We start from the raw sequence: 22,222 nt of genomic DNA, 5'->3' as shown, positions 1-22,222 counted from the left end.
TTACGTGCCCGTGCCCGATGGGATACGGTCCCCAGCAGCGCGCCGGGAGAACACGTCGGGAGGGACCGGGCTGAGCACGGCCGGGAGGGACCGGGCTGAGCACGGCCGGGAGGAGCACGGAGAGGATCCGCCGATGGCGACCATGACCGATGTCGCACGGAGCGCGGGGGTCTCCGTGGCGACCGTCTCGCACGTGCTCAACGACACGCGTCCGGTGCGGCCGCACACCCGCCAGGCGGTCCTGGACGCCATCGAGGAGCTCGGCTACACGCCCAACACCCTCGCCCGCTCCCTGGTCACCTCCCGCACCCGCTCGATCGGGCTCGCCGTGTCGGCGATCAGCAACCCGTACTTCACGGAGATCCTCCAGGGCGTCGAGGCCGCCGCGCTGGAGCACGGTTACAGCCTCCTCATCGCCGATCCGCACGACGACCCGGCGCACGAGCGCAAGGTCGCGCAGCTGCTGCACGAGCGGCGCGTGGACGGCATGATCGTCGCGCCCTCCGCCGACCCGCGCGATCTCCTCTCCTACCTGGGCCGCCACCGCGTGCCCGGCGTGTTCCTCGACCGGATCGTCGGCATCCCCGAGGGCACCGGCGCGGCGCTCTTCGACCAGGTCTGCGCGGAGAGTGCCGAGCCCACGACCCGGTTGGTCACCCATCTCGCGGGGCTCGGCCACCGTCGGATCGGCCTGGTCGCGGGTCGACCGGGGCTCAGCACGACGCGCGAGCGGATCACCGGGTACCGGCACGGCCTCGCCGCCGCCGGGCTGCCCTACGACGAACGGCTCCTGGTCCACGGCGACTCCGAGGCGGCCGGCGGCGAACGGGCGGCGGCGGCCCTGCTGTCCCTGGCGGTGCCGCCCACCGCCCTGGTCACCGCCAACAACGCGATGACCATCGGCGCGCTGCGTGCCCTGCGGGAGCGTGGCCTGGCCGTCCCCGGTGACCTCGCCCTGTGCTGTTTCGACGACTTCGCCTGGGCGGACCTCTTCTCCCCCCGGCTGACCGCCGTGGCGCAGCCCAGCCGGGAGATCGGTGCGCGGGCCGTCCGGTTGCTGCTGGAGCGCCTCGCCGCACCGGAGCGGCCCGCGCGGACCGTCCGGCTGCCCTGCGCCTTCGTGCACCGCACCTCGTGCGGGTGTCCCGAGCGGTCCACACCCACCGAGCAGTCCGAACCCACCGAGCAGTCCCCCACCGGGGCCCACGAGAGGAACTCGCAGTGATCGTCGTCGCCGGTGAGGCACTGATCGACCTGGTACCGCAGGGCACGGGCGCCCTCGCCGCGCTACGGCCGGCGCTCGGCGGCGGCCCGTACAACACGGCCGTCGCGCTGGGCCGCCTCGGCTCCCCCACCGCCTTCTGCTCCCGCGTGTCGGACGACGCCTTCGGCGAGGCGCTGCTGGACCGGCTGCGCGCGACCGGCGTGGACGTCTCGCCGGTACAGCGCGGCCCCGAGCCGACGACACTCGCCGTGGCCTCGGTGGACCCGGACGGTTCCGCCGCGTACTCGTTCTACGTGGAGGGGTCGGCCGACCGGCTGTTCACCAAGCCCGGCGCGCTGCCGGACGGTACTCGCGCGGTGTCGTTCGGCACCTGTTCGCTGGTACTGGAGCCCGGGGCGAGCGCGTACGAGGAGCTGATGCGCGAGACGGCCGAGCGGGGCGTCTTCACCGCGCTGGACCCGAACATCCGGGCCGGCCTGATCCCTGACCCGGACGCTTACCGGGCCCGGTTCCGGAGCTGGCTGCCGTGGCTGTCCCTGCTGAAGCTGTCCGCCGAGGACGCCGAGTGGCTCGGTGGCACCCCGCGGGAGTGGCTGGCCGCGGGCCCGGCAGCCGTCGTGGTGACCCGGGGCGGGGCGGGGCTGACGGCGTTCACCCGCGACGGGGGTGAGCACGCGGTGCCGGGCCGGCGGGTCGATGTGGTGGACACGATCGGCGCGGGCGACACGGTGAACGCGGCGCTGCTGCACGGCCTCGCGGCGCGGGACGCCCTCGACGACGGCGCCTTGGCCGCCTTGGGGGCGGACGACTGGGCCGAGCTGCTGGGCTTCGCCGCCCGGGCCGCCGCGGTCACCTGCTCCCGCGCGGGCGCCGAGCCTCCGTACGCCCACGAAGTGGCACGGTGACGGCGGGGGCGGGGCGGGTCGGGGCCGGTCGCGTGGACGAGGTCGGGTCCGGGGCCGGTCGCGTGGACGAGGTCGGGTCCGGGGCGGGTCGCGTGGACGAGGTCGGGTCCGGGGCGGGCCCCCTGTGCGAGGTCGGTTCCGTGTCCGGTCGCCTGGGCGGTCTCGGTTTCGGGTCCGGTCGGGTGGACGTGCGATCCGGACGAGAGGCCCGGTTCAGCCCGCCGGTCGTACGGCCCGCAGGGCGCCGGGGCGGCGGCCGTTGAGCCGGTCCAGGGCGGCGGCCGTGGCGTCGTCCGCGGGCAGGTGTACGACGATTCGCTGGCCCTCCTCGGGCAGCGCGAGCGTCTCGTGCAGCAACCGCAGCGGCCCGGCCTCCGGGTGCTCGACGTACTGTGTCCCGGCCCGCCGAGGTGCCACGCCCAGGTCGGCGAACCGGTCGGTGAAGGGCGCCCCCACCGTCACGGTCAGCTCGTCGGCCAGTTCGGTGACGTACGGGTCCCGCAGCGGGGCCTCGTGCCGGAGCTGGGCGACCAGGTCGTCGGCCATGCGGTCCCAGTCCGGGTAGGCGGCGCGGGCGCGCTCGTCGGTGAACAGGTGCCGGAGCAGGTTGGGGCGTTCCACGTCGAGCAGCCCGATCGGGCCGACCAGCCGCGCGTAGCCGCCGGTGTGGGCGAGCACGTCGCCGATCCAGTTGAGGACCACGGCGGGGGTGGGCTCCAGACGGTCCAGAACCGCCCGCACGGTGGGGCGCGCGGTCCGGCCGAGCGAGGGGGCCGCGGCACACAGCAGCGGGTCGCCTCCGTCGGCCTCCTTGGTCAGCCGGCGCAGCAGCATCCGGTCCCGCAGGGACAACTGCAGGGCGTCGGCGAGGGCGCCCAGCACCTGGGCGGACGGGTTGCGGTCCCGTCCTTGTTCCAGCCGCGTGAGGTACTCGACACTGACGCCGGCCAGCGTGGCCAGTTCGGCGCGGCGCAGGCCGGGGGTACGGCGGCGGGGGCCGGCCGGCAGCCCCACCTCGACCGGGGTGACGGACTCGCGCCAGGTCCGCAGGAACGTGCCCAACTCGTTGTCGCTCACGTCTGGAACGTACCAAGGGGGGTGGCCCCGAGGGTGGCCCTGCGACTACCACGCTCGGGCCGGTCTCCCTGCGAGGGCGCGGCGCGCCCAGGGTGGAGGGCATGACGAATGACACGACCGCCACCGCCCGTACCGTCACCGCTCCCCTGCCCCTCGTCGCCGGTCAGTGGGCCCTGGACCCGCTCCACTCCGCCGTGAACTTCACCATCCGCCACCTCGGCATCGCCAAGGTGCGGGGGCGTTTCACCGGTGTGCGGGCCGAACTGTTCGTCGGCGAGCGGGTCGAGGACGTCCGGGTGTCCGCGACGATCGACCTGGCCACCATCGACACCGGGAACACCGACCGGGACGCGCACGTGCGCGCCTCCGACCTGCTCGACGTGGAGAAGCGGCCGACGATGACCTTCCGCTCGTCCCGGGTGTCGGGCGAGGGCGAGGACTGGGCCATGGAGGGCGAGCTGACCATCGGCGACGTGACGCGTCCGGTGACGTTCGCCGTGGAGTTCGGCGGGCTGGGAGCCCTGCCCGGCGGCGACGGACGGCACGCCGGGTTCGAGGCGACGGGTGAGATCCGGCGCAGCGAGTTCGGCCTGGACTTCGCTCCGGGACTGCTCGGCGAGGTGGTGAAGATCCAGCTCGACATGCAGTTCGTGGAGCCGGTGGGCGCCTGAGCGGGAGGCTGCGCGAACGCGCCGGGCCCCGCGGAATCGTCCGTGGGACCCGGCGCGTCGCTGTGCCGGAGGGCCGGGCGCACTTCGCGCACCCGGATCGGCCCGGGGTCAGGCCTTGCTCGTCCGCGTCGTCTTCTTCGCGGCGGGCTTGCCGGCCTGGGTCGTGGCCTTCTTGGCTGTCTTGGTGGCGGTCTTCTTCGCCGCCGTGCCCGTCACTGCCTTGGTGGCGGTCTTCTTCGCCGCCGTGCCCGTGACCGCCTTGGTGGTGGTCTTCTTCGCGGTGGCCTTCGCGGCCACCGTCCTCGCCGCCGCCTTGCGCGGGGTCTTCACGGGGGCGTCGCTGATCCGGTCGGCGTCGAGGATGTCCCGCAGGAACTTGCCGGTGTGGCTGGCGGGGACGCCCGCGACCTGCTCGGGCGTCCCTTCGGCGACCACCAGGCCACCACCGGCGCCGCCCTCGGGACCCATGTCGACGACCCAGTCCGCGGTCTTGATCACGTCGAGGTTGTGCTCGATGACGATGACCGTGTTGCCCTTGTCGACCAGGCCGGACAGGACGGTCAGCAGCTTGCTGATGTCCTCGAAGTGCAGGCCCGTGGTCGGCTCGTCCAGGACGTAGACCGTGCGCCCGGTGGAACGGCGCTGCAGCTCGCTGGCGAGCTTGACGCGCTGCGCCTCGCCGCCGGACAGGGTGGTCGCGGACTGGCCGAGCCGGACGTACCCGAGCCCGACGTCCTTGAGCGTCTTCATGTGCCGGGAGATCGCGGGAACCGCCTCGAAGAAGTCGGTCGCCTCCTCGATCGGCATGTTCAGGATGTCGGCGATGGACTTGCCCTTGTAGTGGACCTCCAGGGTCTCCCGGTTGTACCGGGCGCCGTGGCAGACCTCGCACGGGACGTAGACGTCCGGGAGGAAGTTCATCTCGATCTTGATCGTGCCGTCGCCCGCGCAGTTCTCGCAGCGGCCGCCCTTGACGTTGAACGAGAACCGGCCCGGCAGGTAGCCGCGGACCTTGGCCTCGGTCGTCTCGGCGAACAGCTTGCGGACGTGGTCGAAGACTCCGGTGTACGTCGCCGGGTTGGACCGCGGGGTGCGGCCGATGGGCGACTGGTCGACGTGGACGACCTTGTCGACGAGGTCGTCGCCGTCCACGCGCGTGTGCCGGCCGGGGACGCTCCGTGCCCCGTTCAGCTCGCGGGCCAGGTGCGTGTACAGGATGTCGTTGACCAGGGTCGACTTGCCGGAGCCGGAGACACCGGTGACCGCCGTGAACACGCCGAGCGGGAAGGAGACGTCGATGTCCTGGAGGTTGTTCTCCCGGGCGCCGTGCACGGTCAGACGCCGGGACGGGTCGAGAGGGCGCCGGATCTCGGGCAGCGGGATGGCCTTCCTGCCGGACAGGTAGGCGCCGGTCTGCGACTCGGTGTTGTCGAGCAGCTCCTTGACGGAGCCGCTGTGCACCACCTTGCCGCCGTGCTCACCGGCCCCGGGGCCGATGTCGACGATCCAGTCGGCGACCTTGATGGTGTCCTCGTCGTGCTCGACGACGATGAGCGTGTTGCCCATGTCGCGCAGCCGGACGAGGGTCTCGATCAGCCGGTGGTTGTCGCGCTGGTGCAGGCCGATGGACGGCTCGTCGAGGACGTAGAGCACGCCGACGAGGCCGGAGCCGATCTGGGTGGCCAGGCGGATGCGCTGGGCCTCGCCGCCGGAGAGGGTGCCCGCCGCCCGGTTCAGCGAGAGGTAGTCCAGGCCGACGTCGACCAGGAAGCGCAGCCGTTCGTTGACCTCCTTCAGCACGCGCTCGGCGATCTTCTTGTCGCGGGCGCTGAGCTTCAGCTCGCCCAGGAAGTCCGCGCAGTCGCTGATGGACATCGCCGAGACCTCGGCGATCGACTTGCCCATGACGGTGACGGCGAGGACGAGGGGCTTCAGCCGCGTGCCCTCACAGGTGGGGCAGGGCACCTCGCGCATGTAGCCCTCGAAGCGCTCGCGGCTGGCGTCGCTCTCGGCCTCGCTGTGCCGGCGCTTGACGAAGGGGATCGCGCCCTCGAAGGCCGTGGTGTAGCGGCGCTCGCGGCCGTACCGGTTGCGGTAGCGGACCTCGACCTGGGTCTTGTGGCCGTTGAGCAGGGCCTTGCGGGCGCGCAGCGGGAGACCCGCGAAGGGGATGTCCGTCCGGAAGCCCAGCGCGTCCGCGAGGGCGCCGATGAGGCGGCCGAAGTAGTCCTTGGTGTGCCCGTGCGACCAAGGGTGGATGGCGCCCTCGTCGAGCGACTTGTCCTCGTCCGGGACGATCAGCTCGGCGTCGACCTCCATGCGCGTACCGATGCCGGAGCAATCGGGGCAGGCGCCGAAGGGCGAGTTGAAGGAGAAGGAGCGGGGCTCCAGCTCCTCGAAGGACAGGTCGTCGTACGGGCAGTACAGGTGCTCGGAGTACATGCGCTCGCGCTCGGGGTCGTCCTCGGGGAGGTCGACGAAGTCGAGCACGACCATGCCGCCGGACAGGCCGAGGGCGGTCTCCACGGAGTCCGTGAGGCGGCGCTTGGCGGAGTCCTTCACGGTGAGGCGGTCGACGACCACCTCGATGGTGTGCTTCTCCTGCTTCTTGAGCGTCGGCGGGCTGGAGAGCTGGACGGTCTCGCCGTCCACCCGCGCGCGGGAGTAGCCCTTGGTCTGGAGGTCGGCGAAGAGGTCGACGAACTCGCCCTTGCGCTCGCGCACCAGCGGCGACAGCACCTGGAAGCGGCTGCCCTCGGGCAGCTCCAGGACCCTGTCGACGATGGCCTGCGGCGACTGGCGTGTGATCGGCCGGCTGCACTGCGGGCAGTGCGGCTTGCCGATGCGGGCGAAGAGCAGGCGCAGGTAGTCGTAGACCTCGGTGATGGTGCCGACCGTGGAGCGCGGGTTCCGGGAGGTCGACTTCTGGTCGATGGAGACCGCCGGGGAGAGGCCCTCGATGAAGTCGACGTCGGGCTTGTCCATCTGGCCGAGGAACTGCCGGGCGTAGGAGGAGAGCGACTCCACGTAGCGCCGCTGGCCCTCGGCGAAGATGGTGTCGAAGGCCAGGGAGGACTTGCCCGACCCGGACAGGCCCGTGAAGACGATGAGCGAGTCGCGAGGCAGGTCGAGCGAGACGTTCTTCAGGTTGTGCTCGCGCGCGCCACGGACGATGAGACGGTCGGCCACGCCGGTCCGCACCTTTCTTGAGAGAAGTGACAGGGGCGGGGCCCCCGTCTTTCCCAGACTAGGGGGAGCCACTGACAACGCCGGTCGATTCACCAGTCGTCAACAAACCCCGACTGTCCAGCATGCCCGACGCCGCATCCGACCATATAGCACGTGCATTCGATTAGCGGGCGTCGTCCGTCACCTTCACCCGAAGGTGTGGCGCGGTCTAGGGTCAGCACCATGATTGATCACGCGCATGACCTGGCGTCTGTACGTGACGCTACCGAGCGGCTGCTCACCGCGGTCGGGAAACTGGACAACGCGTCCGTGACGGAGTCGTCACGGCTGCCGGGCTGGACCCGCGGCCACGTCCTCGCCCACCTCGCCCGGAACGCGGACGCCCTGGTCAACGTCTTCGAAGGACGCCCCATGTACGCCTCGGCCGAGGCGCGGGACGCCGACATCGAGCGCGACGCCCCGCGCCCCCTCGACGTGCAGCTCGCCGACGTACGCGAGAGCGGAGCCCGCTTCCAGGCGGCAGCGGCCGTGCCCGCCGACTGGTCGCGCACCGTGGCACTGCGCAACGGGGTCACCGACTCGGCGTCCCGAATCCCGTTCCGGCGGTGGATCGAGGTGGAGCTGCACCACGTGGACCTGGGCATCGGGTACGAGCTGGAGGATCTCCCGGCGGAGTTCACCGAGCGGGAGACCGCGTTCCTCGCCGACCGGTTCGCCGGGCACCCGGACGTTCCGCCCACCCGGCTCACGGACGGCACGCGCGCGTGGAGCACGGGTCGCGAGGCGGACGCTCCGGAGGTGGCCGTCACCGGGCGCCCGGCCGATCTGCTCGGCTGGCTGGCGGGACGTCGCGAGGGGACCGCGCTGACGGTCGCAGGGGGCCCGCTGCCGTCGCTGCCTCCCCTGTAGCTCCCGGGAGGCGGTCTTCGGACCGCCTCCCGGCGCTAGGCTGGCGGTCATGACGTACAGCGGAGAGGTGAGGGTCGGCGGACCCGCCGACGTGCACGAGCTCAAGGACCTGATGATCACCAAGGTCGCGGTCGGCCCGATGAACAACAACGCCTATCTGCTGCGCTGCCGGGCCACCGACGAGCAACTGCTGATCGACGCCGCCAACGACGCGCACACCCTGCTGGGGACGATCGGTGCCGACGGCATCGCGTCCGTCGTCACCACGCACCGGCACGGGGACCACTGGCAGGCGCTGGCCGAGGTCGTCGCGGCCACCGGCGCCCGCACCCACGCCGGCCGTCACGACGCCGAGGGCATTCCCGTGCCGACCGACGTCCTGGTCGACGACGGGGACACGATCCGGGTAGGGCAGGTGCAGCTCACCGCGCGCCACCTGGTCGGGCACACGCCGGGATCCATCGCCCTGGTGTACGACGACCCGCACGGGCATCCCCATGTGTTCACGGGGGACTGCCTCTTCCCGGGCGGTGTGGGCAACACCCACAAGGACGCGAAGGCGTTCGCGAGCCTGATCCACGACGTGGAGACCAAGATCTTCGACGCGCTCCCGGACGAGACCTGGGTCTACCCCGGACACGGCAAGGACACCTCCCTCGGCGCGGAACGGCCCCAGCTGCCGGAATGGCACGCACGAGGCTGGTGAGCCCCGCGCGTTGCGCATCCCCCGCCCGTGGGGGTGCGCGCCGCCGGGCCCCGACTCCGGGCGGTGGCCCGGCGTCTCAGGTCCGGGCCCGCCCCTCCCCGGCCAGCGCCGCGATCCGCTCCACGCCGAACACGTAACCCTGGACGCCGCACCCCGCGATCACCCCGTCGGCGCGCTGGGAGACGTAGGAGTGGTGCCGGAACGACTCGCGCTGGTGGATGTTCGAGATGTGGACCTCCACCACCGGCAGGCCGTCACAGGTGTTGAGCGCATCCAGGATGGCGACGGACGTGTGCGAGAAGGCGGCGGGGTTGATCACGATCCCGCAGTGGTTCGTCCGGGCCTCGTGGATCCAGTCGACCAGTTCGCCCTCGTGGTTGGACTGCCGAAAGTCCACCGTCCCGCCGTGCACCGCCGCCGCCTTCGCGCACAGGGCCTCCACGTCGGCGAGGGTGTCGGAACCGTAGATCTCCGGCTGACGCTGGCCCAGCAGGTTCAGGTTGGGGCCGTTGAGGATCATGATCGGGGCGTTGGCCAGGGTGCGGGGCACGGTTCCTCCGGTCCGTTCGGGGTGCGGCAGCCCTTGCGCGGCCGCCGCTCGGTCCCCGGTCTATCACGGTGCACCGGCGACCCGGCCGCCCGTACCCTCCCCGCACGACGCCGATCGCGTACCCGCCCGAGCCCTCGTCCGGCGACCGCGTCGCGGTGACATCCCGTGCTCCGGGCTGCCGAACCGCCACCCGCCCCCGCCGCTTCCTCCTCGTCCCGGGCCTACGCGCGCCTAGGGGTTGATCGCCAGCTCCAGATACGCCGCGAACAGCACCAGGTGGACGCCTCCCTGCAAGGGCGTCGCACGGCCCGGCACGACGGTCAGCGAGGCCACCACGACGGTCAGGGCGAGCAGCACCATGTGGGTGGCCCCCAGGCCCAGCACCAGCGGCCCGGACAGCCACACGGACGCGAGGGCGACCGCCGGGATGGTCAGGCCGATGCTGGCCATCGCCGAGCCGAGGGCCAGGTTCAGACTGGTCTGCACCCGGTCGCGGCGTGCGGACCGCACCGCGGCGATGGTCTCGGGGAGCAGCACCAGCAGGGCGATGATGACGCCGACGACGGCGTGGTGCAGTCCCGCGGCCGCCACGCCCTCCTCGATGGTCGGCGAGACCCCTTTCGCCAGGCCGACGACGCCGATCAGGGCGAGGCCCAGCAACCCCAGGCTGAGCAGGGCCGTCCGGGCGGACGGGGCACCGGCGTGCTCCTCGAAGGTGATCACCTCGCCCTGCCGCGTGATCGGCAGGAAGTAGTCACGGTGCCGCACCGTGAGGGTCGCGATGAACAGGCCGTAGAGGATCAACGAGGAGATCGCGGCGAACGTCAGCTGCACCGTGGAGAACTCCGGTCCGGGCGCGCTGGTGGTGAAGGTCGGCAGCACCAGGCTGAGTGTGGCCAGGGTCGCGACCGTCGCGAGGGCGGCGCCGGTGCCCTCCGGGTTGAACACCGCGATGCCGTGGCGCAGTGAGGCGACCAGGAGGCTGAGGCCGACCACGCCGTTGCAGGTGATCATGACGGCCGCGAAGACCGTGTCCCTGGCCAGGGTCGCGCCCTTCTCACCGCCGTCCGCCATGAGGGTCACGATCAGCGCGACCTCGATGACCGTGACGGCGACCGCGAGGACCAGGGACCCGAAGGGCTCTCCCACGCGGTGCGCGACCACCTCCGCGTGGTGCACGGCGGCCAGCACGGCCACCGCGAGCACCACCGTCAGAAGGGCGACGAGCCCGCCGGGCAGATCCCGGCCCCAGGTGAAGGCCAGCAGCACGACCGCGGCCACGGGCACGACGGTCGTCCACTGTGCGAGCAGCTCCCGGGGACTGGTGACCATGCGGCGATCGTCGCAGAGGGCTACTGCCCTCGCACTCGCTGTCACGCGGAGCACGGGGCGCGCCCGCTCGCCCGTCGCACGGCCTCAGCCGCCGACGCGCTCCCTGGACGGTCGCCGTCCTCGGCCCACGCGAAAGCGGCGAACGGCTCCTCGCCGCCCGCCGCTCCCGGTGGTGCTCGCTACGCCCGGTCAGGGACGTGCGTGGTCATGCCTCGATGCTGTCCTTCGGAGCCTCGTCGCTCCCGGCGGCCGCGGCCTCCGCCTCGGCCTGCTTCTTGGAGGCGCGGAGGCTGGTGATCGTGGTGACGACCAGGACGGAGCAGATCACGCCGAGCGAGACCGGAATGCTGATCTCGGGGACGTGGACCCCGGACTCGTGCAGGGCGTGCAGGACCAGCTTGACGCCGATGAAGCCCAGGATGACCGACAGACCGTAGGAGAGGTGCACCAGCTTCCTCAGCAGGCCGCCGAGGAGGAAGTACAGCTGTCGCAGACCCATCAGGGCGAACGCGTTGGCCGTGAACACGATGTACGGGTCCTGGGTCAGGCCGAAGATCGCCGGGATGGAGTCGAGGGCGAAGAGCACGTCGGTGGTGCCGATCGCGAGCATCACGACCAGCATCGGGGTCATGACCCGCTTGCCGTTCTGCTCGATCCACAGCTTGGTGCCGTGGTAGCGGTCGGCGACACCGAAGCGGCGCTCGGCCGCCTTGAGCAGCTTGTTCTCCTCGAACTCCTCGTCCTCCTCGTCGGCACGGGCCTCCTGGATGAGCTTCCAGGCCGTGTAGATGAGGAAGGCGCCGAAGATGTAGAAGACCCAGGCGAAGTTGGCGATGATCGCGGCACCCGCCGCGATGAAGATCGCCCGGAGGACCAGGGCGATGAGGACACCGATGAGGAGCACTCGCTGCTGGTACTGCGAGGGCACCGCGAACTTCGCCATGATCAGGATGAAGACGAAGAGGTTGTCCACACTCAGGGACTTCTCGGTGATGAAGCCCGCGAAGAACTCGCCGGCGGGCTGGCCGCCGCCGAAAACGAACAGGCCGACACCGAAGAGGCCCGCCAAGGCGATCCAGACAGCCGTCCAGATCCCGGCTTCCTTGATCGATACGTCGTGCGGCTTGCGGCCGATGAAGAAGTCGGCCCCGATCAGGACGGCGAGGCCCACGACAGTCAGGACCCACAGGGTCATGGAAACTTCCACTACTACGCCTCCGGCAGTACGTCACACGGCAGATGTCAGCGTCGTCGCTGCCGGAGGTCTCTTCCACCCGGGTCCGGGACGCTCGACGCGTTCGGAACCCACGGGCCGACGCCCCGGGATCTGGCCTGATCCGTATTGACGGGTACGCCGCACAGACAGGGAGTACTCCCCTCCGTACGGACGACAGTACCCCATTCCCCAAGGGAAGGTAAAGAGATTTGCAAATTACGCTCAAGAGACCAGGTGGGAGGTGGTCACCGGTTCCACGAACGGCGGGCGGCGGCGACCTGTGAGAGCACCTGCCGGAGCACCTGACTGCCGGTCGGCACGAGCGGGGGCTCGTACGTCCACGCATGCCCCACCCAGGGGTCGGCGAGGTGGTCGTCGGCCACCGGCGTCAGCCGGAGCAGCGAGCGCCACAGCGGGTCGAGCAGCGGTCCGTACCCGGACGAGTCCTCGCGGTCGGCGACCATCATCAGGTGGACCCCGACGGCGGGCCCCTCGTCCGCGAGGTAACGCAGCTGGGTCACCGCCCGGTCGTCGAAGCCGTGCGGGAAGTCGTTGACGATCAGGAGCTGCTGGGAGGTGTCGAGCCCGGGCGGGAGTGCGTCGGGGGCGCCGCCGCGCAGCGCCATCTGCACCAGGTCGACGCGCTGGGTGAGGCGCGCGAGCACGTCCGCCGTGCCGGCGGCCCCCAGGGCGGGCGGGGTGGCGAGCACCCCGCTCTGCGTCAGGGGTGCCAGTGCCTGCGTCCCCGATCCGGCCGGATCGATGACGTGCACGGTGAACTCGCCCGCCGGGTACACGGCGAGCAGCCGCGCCGCGTGGGCGACCGCCGTCTCCAGACCCAGGCGCCGCATCTCGTGGGAGTCGGCGAACGAACCGTCGAACGAGGCGCTGCGCCCGCTGTCGATCCACAGCCCGCGCTCCAGCGGCAGCCGGACCAGCATCGGGATGCGTATGCGCTCGGCCTCGGGCAGGCGGAGGTCGCCCAGCCGCAGGGCCATGGGGATCTCCATCGGTACGCGGTAGGCGTGCCATGCGGGGCTGTCCCAGCTCGCGTAGGCCGTCGGCAGGGCGGGCTCGACGACCTCCGCCTCGGCGGCGAGCTGAGCCACGTCCCGGTCGAGGGCCTCTTGGGCCTGGGACACGAGCTGACCGTGCCGCGCGCGGGCCGCCTCCCGGGCGGCGTCTCCCTGACCTCCGATGCGGCTGCGCGGGTCGGACAGGACCTGGTCGAGCTCCTTCTCCATCCGGGAGTCGGCGAAGTCCACCGCGCTGCGGTACGCGGCCGTGGAGCGGGCCAGGTCCTCGAACATGCCCCACACCTGGTTGTAGAGCCGCTCCTCCATGGACCATCCCGTGGCGTCGCCCGCCACGGGCGGCGCGGGCTGCCCCGGTGCGGCCGGGGGCGCGGTCGGCGGCGGTGGGGGTGGAGCGGCGTTCTGCCGGTGGGGGTGGCTGTAGTCGACGGGGCCGCCACCCGCGGGCGTGGGCGGCCGGGAGGCCGTGGCGGAGTCCCCCGGTCCGCCGGGGTACGGCTGCTGCATCCCCTGCTGCGGCGGGACCCCGGCTGCCCGCGGGCCGGGGGTGCGCTCGGAGTCGTACGGAGAGGCCGGTGGTACGGGGCCCGGGGCGCCCTGGGGTGCGGCGGCGCCGTGGTCCGGGCCCTGCGCCGGTGCGGCGGTCTGCCGGGAACGGTCGCCGTCGGCGGTACGCGCCGGGGGCGCCGGCACGGAACGGGACAGGCCGCCGGCCACCGCCTCCTGGATGCTTCCGGCGAGCTGGTGGGCCTGGGGCAGGTGCTGGTCGGCGAGAAGCTCGGCGAGGCCTCCCGCGTAACCCTGGCCGACGGCCCGCACCTTCCAGGCGCCCTGCCGCCGGTAGAGCTCCACCGCGACGACGGCGGACTCCGCCTCCAGACCGGTGAGGGTGTAACTGGCGACCTCGCCGCCGTCGAGATCCGTGATGGCGACGAAGGGGGCGGCGACGGCTCCGAAACGGGCCGGACCGGTCCCGGCGGCGGACAGGGCGAGCAGCACGCTGATCCGGTGGACGGCGTCCGGCACGGCGCCCAGGTCCACCGCGAGACGGTGATCGGCGGCCGCCTGCCGGGAGACCTCGAGGCCGGGCAGGGTGGGCGCGCCCGGGTGGGCCACCCACTCCGCACCGCGGACCCTGCCGTTCTCGTCGCCGAGCGTGGCGCCGGCCACGACCGGCGTGCCGGCCGAGACCCGGATCTCCAGCCTGGCCCGGGGAAGCGGGTGGTTCTGTCCCCGCGTCAGCTCGGCCGTCATCGCCTGTCCCCCTGTGTCACTCGTGCGTCACTCGTGATGTCGTCCGGCGTCCGCCCGCCCCGCCTGCCGGGCCCGCCGGTCCGTGCCGGCTGCTAGAGAACCGGCAGGACGGCCGGCATCAGGTCCTGGAAGGTGCGGCCGTTGGCCGGGGAACCGATGGCGGTCATCGCCCAGCCCTGGCCCGCCCGGTGCACCTTGGCCATGATCTGGGCCGTGTAGGCGCCGCCGCCGGCCAGCGTGTAGCGGGCGAGCTCCTGGCCGTTGGTCTCGTCGACCAGGCGACAGAAGGCGTTCTGCACTTCCTGGAAGGTCTGGCCCGTGAAGCTGTTCACGGTGAAGACGATCTGGTCGATGTGGACCGGGACGCGCTGCAGGTCGACGAGGATCGCCTCGTCGTCCCCGCCCTGGCCGACGCCTCCGACGAGGTTGTCCCCGGTGTGCCGCACGGAGCCGTCGTCGCTCACCAGGTGGCGGAAGAAGACGACGTCGACGGGCTGCTTGTCGGCGAACAGGATGGCGGAGGCGTCCAGGTCGATCTCCCTGGTGCGCGAGCCGAACAGGCCGCGCCGGGGAGCCGCCTGCCAGCCGAGACCCATGCGCACCGACGTCAGGCTGCCGCCGTCGTTCTTCTGCAGACTGATGGCCTGACCCTTGGTCATATTGACGGTCACGCGCTGATCCCCTCTCGGACTGTCCCCTGTTGCCGCGGCGCCCGCGGTTGGCCAGAAGCCTACGCAGGGGCACTGACAGTGCCCCACCCGGGAACGCACTTTGTGTCGGTCTTGCAACACAGTGCGTGTCGGGCGGGCCGTCAGGCCAGACCGGCCTCCTTCATCTGACGCAGTTCCTTCTTCATCTCGGAGACCTCGTCGCGCAGTCGGGCCGCGATCTCGAACTGGAGGTCCGCGGCGGCCGCCCGCATACGGGTCGTGAGGTCCTCGATCTGCCCGGCGAGCTCCGCCGCGGGGCGGTCGGTCACCGCCGTCTCCTTGCTCCTGCCCTTGCCCTTGGCCTTCGTAGCGGCCGCCGCGTGGCCGCCGAGGGCGGGGACGGGTGCCTTGGCGCCCTTGCCGTCCTTCGACTGGCGGTAGCCCGAGCCGAGCAGTTGCTCGGTGTCGATGTCCTCCCGGGCGATCTGCGCGACGATGTCGTTGATCTTCTTGCGGAGCGGCTGCGGGTCGATGCCGTTCGCCTTGTTGAACGCGATCTGCTTCTCGCGGCGGCGATTGGTCTCGTCGATCGCCCTCTCCATCGCCGGCGTGATCTTGTCGGCGTACATGTGGACCTGGCCGGACACGTTGCGCGCCGCGCGGCCGATGGTCTGGATCAGGGACGTGCCGGAGCGCAGGAAGCCCTCCTTGTCGGCGTCGAGGATCGCCACCAGGGAGACCTCGGGCAGGTCGAGGCCCTCGCGCAGGAGGTTGATGCCGACCAGGACGTCGTACTCACCGGCGCGCAGCTCGCGCAGGAGTTCCACGCGGCGCAGCGTGTCGACGTCACTGTGCAGATAGCGGACCTGGATGCCGAGTTCCAGGAAGTAGTCGGTGAGGTCCTCGGCCATCTTCTTGGTGAGCGTGGTGACCAGGACGCGTTCGTCCTTCTCGGTCCGCTGGCGGATCTCGTGCACGAGGTCGTCGATCTGGCCCTCGGTGGGCTTGACGACGACCTGCGGGTCGACGAGGCCGGTGGGCCGGATGATCTGTTCGACGGCGCCGTCCGAACGGGAGAGCTCGTAGGTGCCCGGGGTGGCCGACAGGTAGACGGTCTGCCCGACGCGCCCCTGGAACTCCTCCCACTTCAGCGGCCGGTTGTCGAGGGCGGAGGGCAGCCGGAAGCCGTGGTCGACCAGGGTCCGCTTCCGGGAGGCGTCGCCCTCGTACATGGCGCCGATCTGCGGGACGGTGACGTGCGACTCGTCGATGACGAGCAGGAAGTCGTCCGGGAAGTAGTCCAGCAGGGTGTTCGGCGGGGAGCCGGGCAGGCGGCCGTCGAAGTGCATCGAGTAGTTCTCGACGCCGGAGCAGGAGCCGATCTGGCGGAGCATCTCGATGTCGTACGTGGTGCGCATGCGCAGGCGCTGGGCCTCCAGGAGCTTGCCCTGCTGCTCCAGCTCGGTCAGTCGCTCCGTGAGCTCCTTCTCGATGTCGTTGACGGCCCGCTCCAGGCGCTCGGGGCCTGCGACGTAGTGGGAGGCCGGGAAGACGTACAGGTGCTGGTCGTCGCTGATGATCTCGCCGGTGACCGGGTGGAGCGTGGAGAGGGCCTCGATCTCGTCGCCGAACATCTCGATACGGACGGCGAGCTCCTCGTAGACCGGGAAGATCTCGATGGTGTCGCCGCGCACCCGGAAGGTGCCCCGGGTGAAGGCCATGTCGTTGCGCGTGTACTGGATGTCCACGAAGCGGCGCAGCAGCTCGTCCCGGTCGTGCTCCTCGCCGACCCGGAGCGGGACCATGCGGTCCACGTACTCCTGCGGGGTGCCCAGACCGTAGATGCAGGAGACGGAGGCGACCACGACGACGTCACGGCGGGTGAGCAGCGAGTTGGTCGCGGAGTGGCGCAGCCGCTCGACCTCCTCGTTGATCGAGGAGTCCTTCTCGATGTAGGTGTCCGACTGCGGGACGTAGGCCTCGGGCTGGTAGTAGTCGTAGTACGAGACGAAGTACTCGACGGCGTTGTTCGGCAGGAGCTCGCGGAACTCGTTCGCCAGCTGGGCGGCCAGCGTCTTGTTCGGCGCCATCACCAGGGTCGGGCGCTGGAGCTTCTCGATCATCCACGCGGTGGTGGCGGACTTTCCGGTACCGGTGGCGCCGAGCAGGACGACGTCCTTCTCGCCGGCCTGGACACGCCGGGCCAGCTCGGCGATGGCCGCCGGCTGGTCGCCGTTCGGCTGGTAGGGGCTGACGACCTCGAAGGGCGCCACCGTGCGTTCGATGTGAGAGACGGGCCGCATGGGTTCCACCGTACGACCCCGCACTGACAACGGGTCGGGATCAGCGGTTCTGCGGGGTGCGGGAGCGTCGGTGGACGAGGGTGCGGCGGGTGTGGTGCGGGGTGTGGTGGGCCGCGGGGTGACGGGTCCTGTGCGGCGGCTCGGTGTGGGCGGGGACGCCCGGTTTCCGGTCCAGCGGGACGTCGGCGGGCTGCCCCGTGACCATCAGCGGGTCGAACATCACCACGACGCCGGCGAGCAGGAGGAAGGCGAGGGGCCCGATCAGCATGGGGGCCAGCAGTTCGGCGGGCGATCCGCCGGAGGCCGGATCGGTCGTGCCGTGGACGTGGACCTCCAGGGCGGCCATGCCGGTGTAGTGCATGCCGGTGACGGCCAGCCCCATGACCAGGCTGGCCCCCACGCTCCACAGGAACCCCCGGACCTGTCCGGCCGCCCACAGGGCGGCCGTGGCGGCGGCCATGGCTATGGCGACGGACACGGCGACGGTGAAGGTGTTGTACGTCAGCTGCCCGTCCAGGCGCATGCCGGCCATTCCCAGGTAGTGCATCGAGGCGATGCCCAGGCCCGTGATGGTGCCGCCGGTGAACAGGGCCGTCCCGCGCGCCCCCCGGTATCCGACGATGAAGATCCCGATGCCCACCATGACGATGGCGACGGCCAGGCTGGCGAAGGTCATCAGCCAGTCGTAGCGGATCGGCGTGCGGTCGATCGTGAACCCCATCATCGCGATGAAGTGCATCGTCCAGATGCCGGAGCCGATCGCCGCCGAGCCGAGCGCGAGCCACCCGGGGCGCCAGGACCGGGTGACCCTCATGGACCTCGTGGTGCAGCGCAGCCCGAGGGCACCGCCGAGGCAGGCCATGAGGTAGGCCACCAGCGGTGTGACGAGTCCGTAGTTGAATCCGTCGACCGTGCCTTGCATGTGCGGCTGCCCTTCCGCCTTCTTACGCCCCGGGGTCGTGCCCCGGATGTCCTGATGTGCGCCCCTCCCGGGACCGCGCGAACGATCAGGGTCGAGTGCAGAGAGTATGACTCCCACCGGAATGGTCGAACGATTCTCCGGCAAAGAAACACGGGCCCGCCCCACTTGTGCGGTCCCGGTGAGCGGAGTTGAGCGACTCCATTCAGCCTGTGGCCATTCTGCACCCCTCTCCCGTTGACGCTCCGGTGTCACAGTGATGCTGTCCGTGATCGCTCGACGCGAGGAGTACGCATGCACGCGCGCGCAGTTGCCGTCACGACCACCGCGCTCCTGGGGGTCGCCCTGATCGCCCCCCTCTCTCACGCCCGAGCCGCCCACAGTGATGACGCCGACGGGCCCTCGGTGATCGCCCACAGGGGCGCCTCCGGGTATGCGCCGGAGAACACCCTGGCCGCCGTCGACAAGGCGGCCGAGCTGGGCATCCGCTGGGTGGAGAACGACGTCCAGCGCACCAGGGACGGCGCGCTCGTCGTCCTCCACGACAACAGCCTGCGGCGCACGACCGACGTGGAGGAGGTGTTCCCCGACCGGGCCCCCTGGAACGTGAGGGACTTCACCGCCGCCGAGATCGCGCGACTGGACGCCGGCAGCTGGTTCGGCCCCGAGTACGCGGGGGCGCGGGTGCCGACCCTGCAGCAGTTCGTGGACCGCCTGGAGCACCACCACCAGAAACTGCTGCTGGAGCTGAAGAGCCCGGACCTGTACCCGGGCATCGAGCAGCAGACACTCAAGGTGCTCGCCAACGAGGGCTGGCTCGACCGGCACCACGTGGCCGGGCGCCTGGTCGTGCAGAGCTTCGACGCCGACAGCATCCGCACCGTCCACGACCTCAAGCCCACCGTGAAGACCGGGTTCCTCGGCACACCTCCTGTGTCGGACCTGCCCGAGTACGCGGAGTTCACCGACCAGATCAACCCGTCCTACGGCTCGCTGTCCATGAGCTACGTCTCGTCCGTCCACGCGTTCACGGGGCCGCACGGCCGGCCGATGGAGGTCCTCACCTGGACGGTCGACGCCGCGGACACCGCCCGGCTGGTCGCGGGGTACGGCGTCGACGGCATCATCACGAACAGGCCCGACGTGGTGCGGGAGGCCGTGGGCGAGGCGGAGGCCTCCGTCCTCCGGTGATCCCGCCCGGCCCGGGGCCGCGGGGCGTCCTCGTCCCCGAGGCTCCGGGCGCTGTCAGTGGCCGGCCGTACGGTGGGCGCATGGAGAGCCATGGGCAGTACGCGCAGCAGGTCGTGTGGACCGTCGTCGACACCGGCATCGGCCCGCTGCTGCTGGCCGCCACCCCCGAAGGTCTGGTCAACGTCGCGTTCCACGCCACCGGGACCACGCGTGAGCGGGCGCTCGAACGGCTCGCGGCGCGCCTGGGCGCGGACCCCGTCGAGGCGCCCGGTTCCCCACTGCTGGCCGAGGCGATACGGCAGATGACGGCGTATCTCGCGGGCACGCGACGTGACTTCGACCTGCCGCTGGACTGGTCGTTGATCTCGGGCTTCAACCGGGAGGTGCTGCGCGAGCTGGCCTCCGGCGTGCCCTACGGCTCGGTCGTCGGCTACGGCGATCTGGCGAGCCGGGTGGGGCAGCCGGCTGCGGCCCAGGCGGTGGGCATGGCCATGGGAGCCAATCCGCTGCCGGTCGTGGTGCCGTGTCACCGGGTCGTCGAGAGCGGCGGCCGCATCGGCGGGTTCGGGGGCGGTGTGGACACCAAGCGGCAGCTTCTCGCCCTGGAGGGCGTGCTGCCCGAGCCGCTGTTCTGAGCTCCGCCCGCAAGGGGCGTCGGGTTACTCGTAGTGCCGTGCCTCGATGATGTTGCCGTCCGGGTCCCCGAAGTAGAAGCTGCGCCGGGCCGGGCCGCGCGCGCCGTAGGAGTCGTAGGAGAGTTCCGAGACCGGAACCGCCTGCTCCTCCAGGCGGGCGCGCAGTGCCTCGAAGTCGTGGGGTGACAATGCCAGGCAGATGTGGTTGACGGGATGGCCCGCGCTGCTGTCGGCACCGGGGACCATCCTCATGCGATCCGCCAGTGAGTGCGGCGCCAGATCGAGGATGGTCTCGTCGTTGAGGCGCACGGAGGGGAAGCTCACGGTCCCCGCGGCGTACTCGGTGACGCGCAGCGGCTGCGTACCGAGGGTCTTCTCGTAGAAGCCGGCCGCGGCGATCGGGTCGCGCACCCAGAGGACGACATGGTCGAGACGTGTCGTGTGGTCCGTCATGGTGTCCAGGCTGGTGCTCCTGCGTGAGGGCCGCAAGGGCCCGCCCGGGGAGCGCGAAGGGTTTGGCCCGGTCCCCGGCCCGCCAGGGATGAGAGGAAACCGACGGACAGGAGGCGGACCCGTGGTGCTGGTGGTGTCGGAGGAGGTACGGGCGGCGATCGACGCGCGTCGTCCCGTGGTGGCCCTGGAGTCCACGATCATCGCGCACGGGCTGCCGCGCCCGCGCAATCTGCTGGTGGCACGGGAGCTGGAGGAGGCGGTACGCCGGGAGGGCGCCATACCGGCGACCATCGCCGTGCTGGACGGACGGCCGCACGTGGGCCTCGACAAGGAGCAGCTGGAGCGCGTCGCGAACGAGGACGGCATCCGCAAGCTCGGCCACCGTGATCTGCCCCTGGCGGTGGCGACCGGCGCGAGCGGGGCGACCACCGTGTCGGCGACCGCCCTGCTGGCCGCGCTGGCGGGCGTGCGGGTCTTCGCGACCGGTGGGCTCGGCGGTGTTCACCGCCAGTGGACGGCGACGCAGGACGAGTCGGCAGACCTGGGTCTGCTGGCCCGTACCCGGATCACGGTGGTCTGCGCGGGCGTGAAGTCCATTCTGGACGTACCGGCGACCCTGCAGCGGCTGGAGACGCTGGGGGTCGCGGTGGCCGGGTACGGCACCGACCGCTTCCCCGGCTTCTACCTGGCCGACTCGGGGCATCCGGTGGACTGGACGCTGGACGACCCGGAGCAGGTGGCGGCGGTCATGCGGGCACAGGACACGCTCGGCGGGCCGCGGTCCGCGCTCGTGGTCGCCAACCCCGTCCCCGAGGAGGCGCAGCTCGACCCCGTGCTGCACGCGCGGGTGCTGGCCGAAGCGCTGGACGCGTGCGAGCGGGAGGGGGTCACGGGCCAGGCGGTGACCCCCTTCCTCCTCGACCACCTGGTACGGCACACGGACGGCGCCTCGCTGAACGCCAACCTGGCGGCGGTACGCGGAAACGTACGCCTGGCGGCACGCATCGCGGCGGCGTGGGCGCGAGCATGACCGCGGGGCACGGCGGCGCTCTGCTGGTCGTCGGCGACGTCGTCACCGACATCGTCGCCCGGCACCGGGGGCCGCTGGCCGTCGGCACGGACACGGCCGCCTCGATCCACCGGCTGCCCGGTGGCGCGGGTGCCAATGTGGCGTGCTGGGCCGCGTACGGAGGCTGCGGGGACGTACGGCTGCTGGGGCGGGTGGGCACCGACGCGGCGGTCTGGCACGAGCGGGAACTGGTGGCCCGGGGGGTGCGGCCCCTCCTCGTCGTCGACGCGGCGGCGCCGACGAGTACGGTGATCTGTCTCGTCGACCTGGGCGCCGCGGCCGAGCGGACGTTCCTCACGGACAGCGGGGCGTCGCTGCGGATCGGCCCTGACGACTGGTCGGACGCGCTGCTCGACGACGTGACCCGGCTGCACCTGTCGGGTTACCTCCTGTTCTCCGAGTCGGGCCGCGCCCTGGTGTCGGTCGCCCTGACCGCGGCACGCGCGCGGGGGGTGCCGGTCAGCCTCGATCCGGCGTCGGCGGGGTTCCTCTCCACGCTGGGCGTCGACCGCTTCCTCGGCCTGGTCGAGGGCGTGGAGGTGCTGCTGCCGAGCCGCGACGAGGCGTGCCTGCTCACCGGGGTCTCGGGCGCGGCCGACGCGGCGGCGAAGCTCAGCCGGCACGTGCCTTCGGTGATCGTCAAGCAGGGCGCGGAGGGGGCCTTGGTCGCCCGGTCCGGCGTCGTGTGTGCGCGCGTCCCCGCCGCGCCCGCGTCGCCGCGGGACAGTACCGGCGCCGGCGACGCGTTCACCGGCGCCTTCCTCGCGGCCCTGATCGCCGGTGCGGGGGCCGAGGAGGCTGCCGCCGCGGGGTGCCGGGCGGGTGCCGAGGCGATCGCACGGGTGGGCGCCAGACCTCCGCGGTCGTCGGAGTGACGGCCTGCGCGCCAGGAGCCGGGGACACGGAGACGGCTGTGGGCCGTCGGCACCTCCTC

Annotated in this window: 19 protein-coding genes; 9 read left to right on the top strand and 10 right to left on the bottom strand. The window is 71.7% G+C overall.

Annotated features, from left to right (window positions below; genetic code table 11):
• Nucleotides 1-133: 133 nt before the first annotated feature.
• Both ACGF5T_RS20860 and ACGF5T_RS20855 read left to right on the top strand, forming a co-directional pair.
• Nucleotides 134-1,225: a LacI family DNA-binding transcriptional regulator gene (locus ACGF5T_RS20860; RefSeq protein WP_366766232.1), complete on the top strand. Its 1,092-nt coding sequence runs from the start codon at nt 134-136 to the stop codon at nt 1,223-1,225.
• Complete coding sequence (locus ACGF5T_RS20855; RefSeq protein ID WP_361018525.1) at nt 1,222-2,130, top strand: carbohydrate kinase; 909 nt, start codon at nt 1,222-1,224, stop codon at nt 2,128-2,130. Before ACGF5T_RS20860 ends, ACGF5T_RS20855 begins: the two co-directional genes overlap by 4 nt.
• Before the next feature lie 213 nt (nt 2,131-2,343).
• Here ACGF5T_RS20855 and ACGF5T_RS20850 read toward each other — a convergent pair whose 3' ends face one another.
• On the bottom strand, nt 2,344-3,207 hold the full coding sequence (locus ACGF5T_RS20850; protein ID WP_356607891.1) for a helix-turn-helix domain-containing protein: 864 nt from the start codon (nt 3,205-3,207) through the stop codon (nt 2,344-2,346).
• Nucleotides 3,208-3,308: 101 nt separating this feature from the next.
• On the opposite strand from ACGF5T_RS20850, the gene ACGF5T_RS20845 reads away from it, so the two are divergent.
• Complete coding sequence (locus ACGF5T_RS20845) at nt 3,309-3,878, top strand: YceI family protein (RefSeq protein WP_366766230.1); 570 nt, start codon at nt 3,309-3,311, stop codon at nt 3,876-3,878.
• A 108-nt stretch (nt 3,879-3,986) separates the two neighbouring features.
• Here ACGF5T_RS20845 and uvrA read toward each other — a convergent pair whose 3' ends face one another.
• The gene (gene uvrA / locus ACGF5T_RS20840) at nt 3,987-7,067 is read right to left on the bottom strand and encodes an excinuclease ABC subunit UvrA (RefSeq protein WP_361018522.1); all 3,081 of its coding nucleotides are present in this window, start codon (nt 7,065-7,067) and stop codon (nt 3,987-3,989) included.
• A 222-nt stretch (nt 7,068-7,289) separates the two neighbouring features.
• On the opposite strand from uvrA, the gene ACGF5T_RS20835 reads away from it, so the two are divergent.
• Entirely contained in the window at nt 7,290-7,976 is a 687-nt protein-coding gene (locus ACGF5T_RS20835) for a maleylpyruvate isomerase family mycothiol-dependent enzyme (RefSeq protein ID WP_361018519.1), read from the top strand.
• Between the two features lie 49 nt (nt 7,977-8,025).
• Nucleotides 8,026-8,682, top strand: coding sequence for an MBL fold metallo-hydrolase (locus tag ACGF5T_RS20830; RefSeq protein WP_356607899.1), 657 nt, complete (start codon nt 8,026-8,028; stop codon nt 8,680-8,682).
• Between the two features lie 76 nt (nt 8,683-8,758).
• Here ACGF5T_RS20830 and aroQ read toward each other — a convergent pair whose 3' ends face one another.
• The 7 genes from aroQ to ACGF5T_RS20795 form a co-directional block, all read right to left on the bottom strand.
• Complete coding sequence (gene aroQ / locus ACGF5T_RS20825) at nt 8,759-9,232, bottom strand: type II 3-dehydroquinate dehydratase (RefSeq protein ID WP_366766229.1); 474 nt, start codon at nt 9,230-9,232, stop codon at nt 8,759-8,761.
• A 231-nt stretch (nt 9,233-9,463) separates the two neighbouring features.
• The gene (locus tag ACGF5T_RS20820) at nt 9,464-10,564 is read right to left on the bottom strand and encodes an ionic transporter y4hA (protein WP_356607903.1); all 1,101 of its coding nucleotides are present in this window, start codon (nt 10,562-10,564) and stop codon (nt 9,464-9,466) included.
• A 205-nt stretch (nt 10,565-10,769) separates the two neighbouring features.
• Nucleotides 10,770-11,771, bottom strand: coding sequence for a TerC/Alx family metal homeostasis membrane protein (locus ACGF5T_RS20815; RefSeq protein ID WP_356607905.1), 1,002 nt, complete (start codon nt 11,769-11,771; stop codon nt 10,770-10,772).
• A gap of 254 nt (nt 11,772-12,025) precedes the next feature.
• Complete coding sequence (locus ACGF5T_RS20810) at nt 12,026-14,068, bottom strand: TerD family protein (protein WP_366766228.1); 2,043 nt, start codon at nt 14,066-14,068, stop codon at nt 12,026-12,028.
• A 92-nt stretch (nt 14,069-14,160) separates the two neighbouring features.
• The gene (locus tag ACGF5T_RS20805) at nt 14,161-14,739 is read right to left on the bottom strand and encodes a TerD family protein (protein ID WP_356607909.1); all 579 of its coding nucleotides are present in this window, start codon (nt 14,737-14,739) and stop codon (nt 14,161-14,163) included.
• Nucleotides 14,740-14,879: 140 nt separating this feature from the next.
• A complete protein-coding gene (uvrB, locus tag ACGF5T_RS20800; protein ID WP_356607911.1) occupies nt 14,880-17,021 on the bottom strand; it encodes an excinuclease ABC subunit UvrB in 2,142 nt (713 codons plus the stop codon).
• Nucleotides 17,022-17,061: 40 nt separating this feature from the next.
• Nucleotides 17,062-17,943, bottom strand: coding sequence for an MHYT domain-containing protein (locus tag ACGF5T_RS20795; RefSeq protein ID WP_356607913.1), 882 nt, complete (start codon nt 17,941-17,943; stop codon nt 17,062-17,064).
• A 291-nt stretch (nt 17,944-18,234) separates the two neighbouring features.
• On the opposite strand from ACGF5T_RS20795, the gene ACGF5T_RS20790 reads away from it, so the two are divergent.
• Both ACGF5T_RS20790 and ACGF5T_RS20785 read left to right on the top strand, forming a co-directional pair.
• A complete protein-coding gene (locus ACGF5T_RS20790) occupies nt 18,235-19,131 on the top strand; it encodes a glycerophosphodiester phosphodiesterase family protein (RefSeq protein WP_366766227.1) in 897 nt (298 codons plus the stop codon).
• Nucleotides 19,132-19,211: 80 nt separating this feature from the next.
• Nucleotides 19,212-19,766: a methylated-DNA--[protein]-cysteine S-methyltransferase gene (locus ACGF5T_RS20785; protein WP_366766225.1), complete on the top strand. Its 555-nt coding sequence runs from the start codon at nt 19,212-19,214 to the stop codon at nt 19,764-19,766.
• 24 nt (nt 19,767-19,790) lie between these two features.
• On the opposite strand, the gene ACGF5T_RS20780 is transcribed toward ACGF5T_RS20785, so the two are convergent.
• Nucleotides 19,791-20,219, bottom strand: coding sequence for a VOC family protein (locus ACGF5T_RS20780; protein WP_361018496.1), 429 nt, complete (start codon nt 20,217-20,219; stop codon nt 19,791-19,793).
• 121 nt (nt 20,220-20,340) lie between these two features.
• Here ACGF5T_RS20780 and ACGF5T_RS20775 point away from each other — a divergent pair, with 121 nt between their 5' ends.
• Together ACGF5T_RS20775 and ACGF5T_RS20770 are read left to right on the top strand one after the other, a co-directional pair.
• Nucleotides 20,341-21,249 carry a pseudouridine-5'-phosphate glycosidase gene (locus ACGF5T_RS20775; protein ID WP_356607921.1) on the top strand — a complete coding sequence of 303 codons (909 nt, stop codon included), beginning with the start codon at nt 20,341-20,343 and terminating at the stop codon, nt 21,247-21,249.
• The gene (locus tag ACGF5T_RS20770) at nt 21,246-22,163 is read left to right on the top strand and encodes a PfkB family carbohydrate kinase (RefSeq protein ID WP_366766224.1); all 918 of its coding nucleotides are present in this window, start codon (nt 21,246-21,248) and stop codon (nt 22,161-22,163) included. Before ACGF5T_RS20775 ends, ACGF5T_RS20770 begins: the two co-directional genes overlap by 4 nt.
• The last annotated feature ends 59 nt before the right edge of the window (nt 22,164-22,222 follow it).

Source organism: Streptomyces sp. NPDC047853 (assembly GCF_043204535.1).
GTDB lineage: Bacteria > Actinomycetota > Actinomycetes > Streptomycetales > Streptomycetaceae > Streptomyces.
Note: the sequence above shows the minus strand (reverse complement) of the source record. Positions and strands in the feature narration are given on the sequence as shown.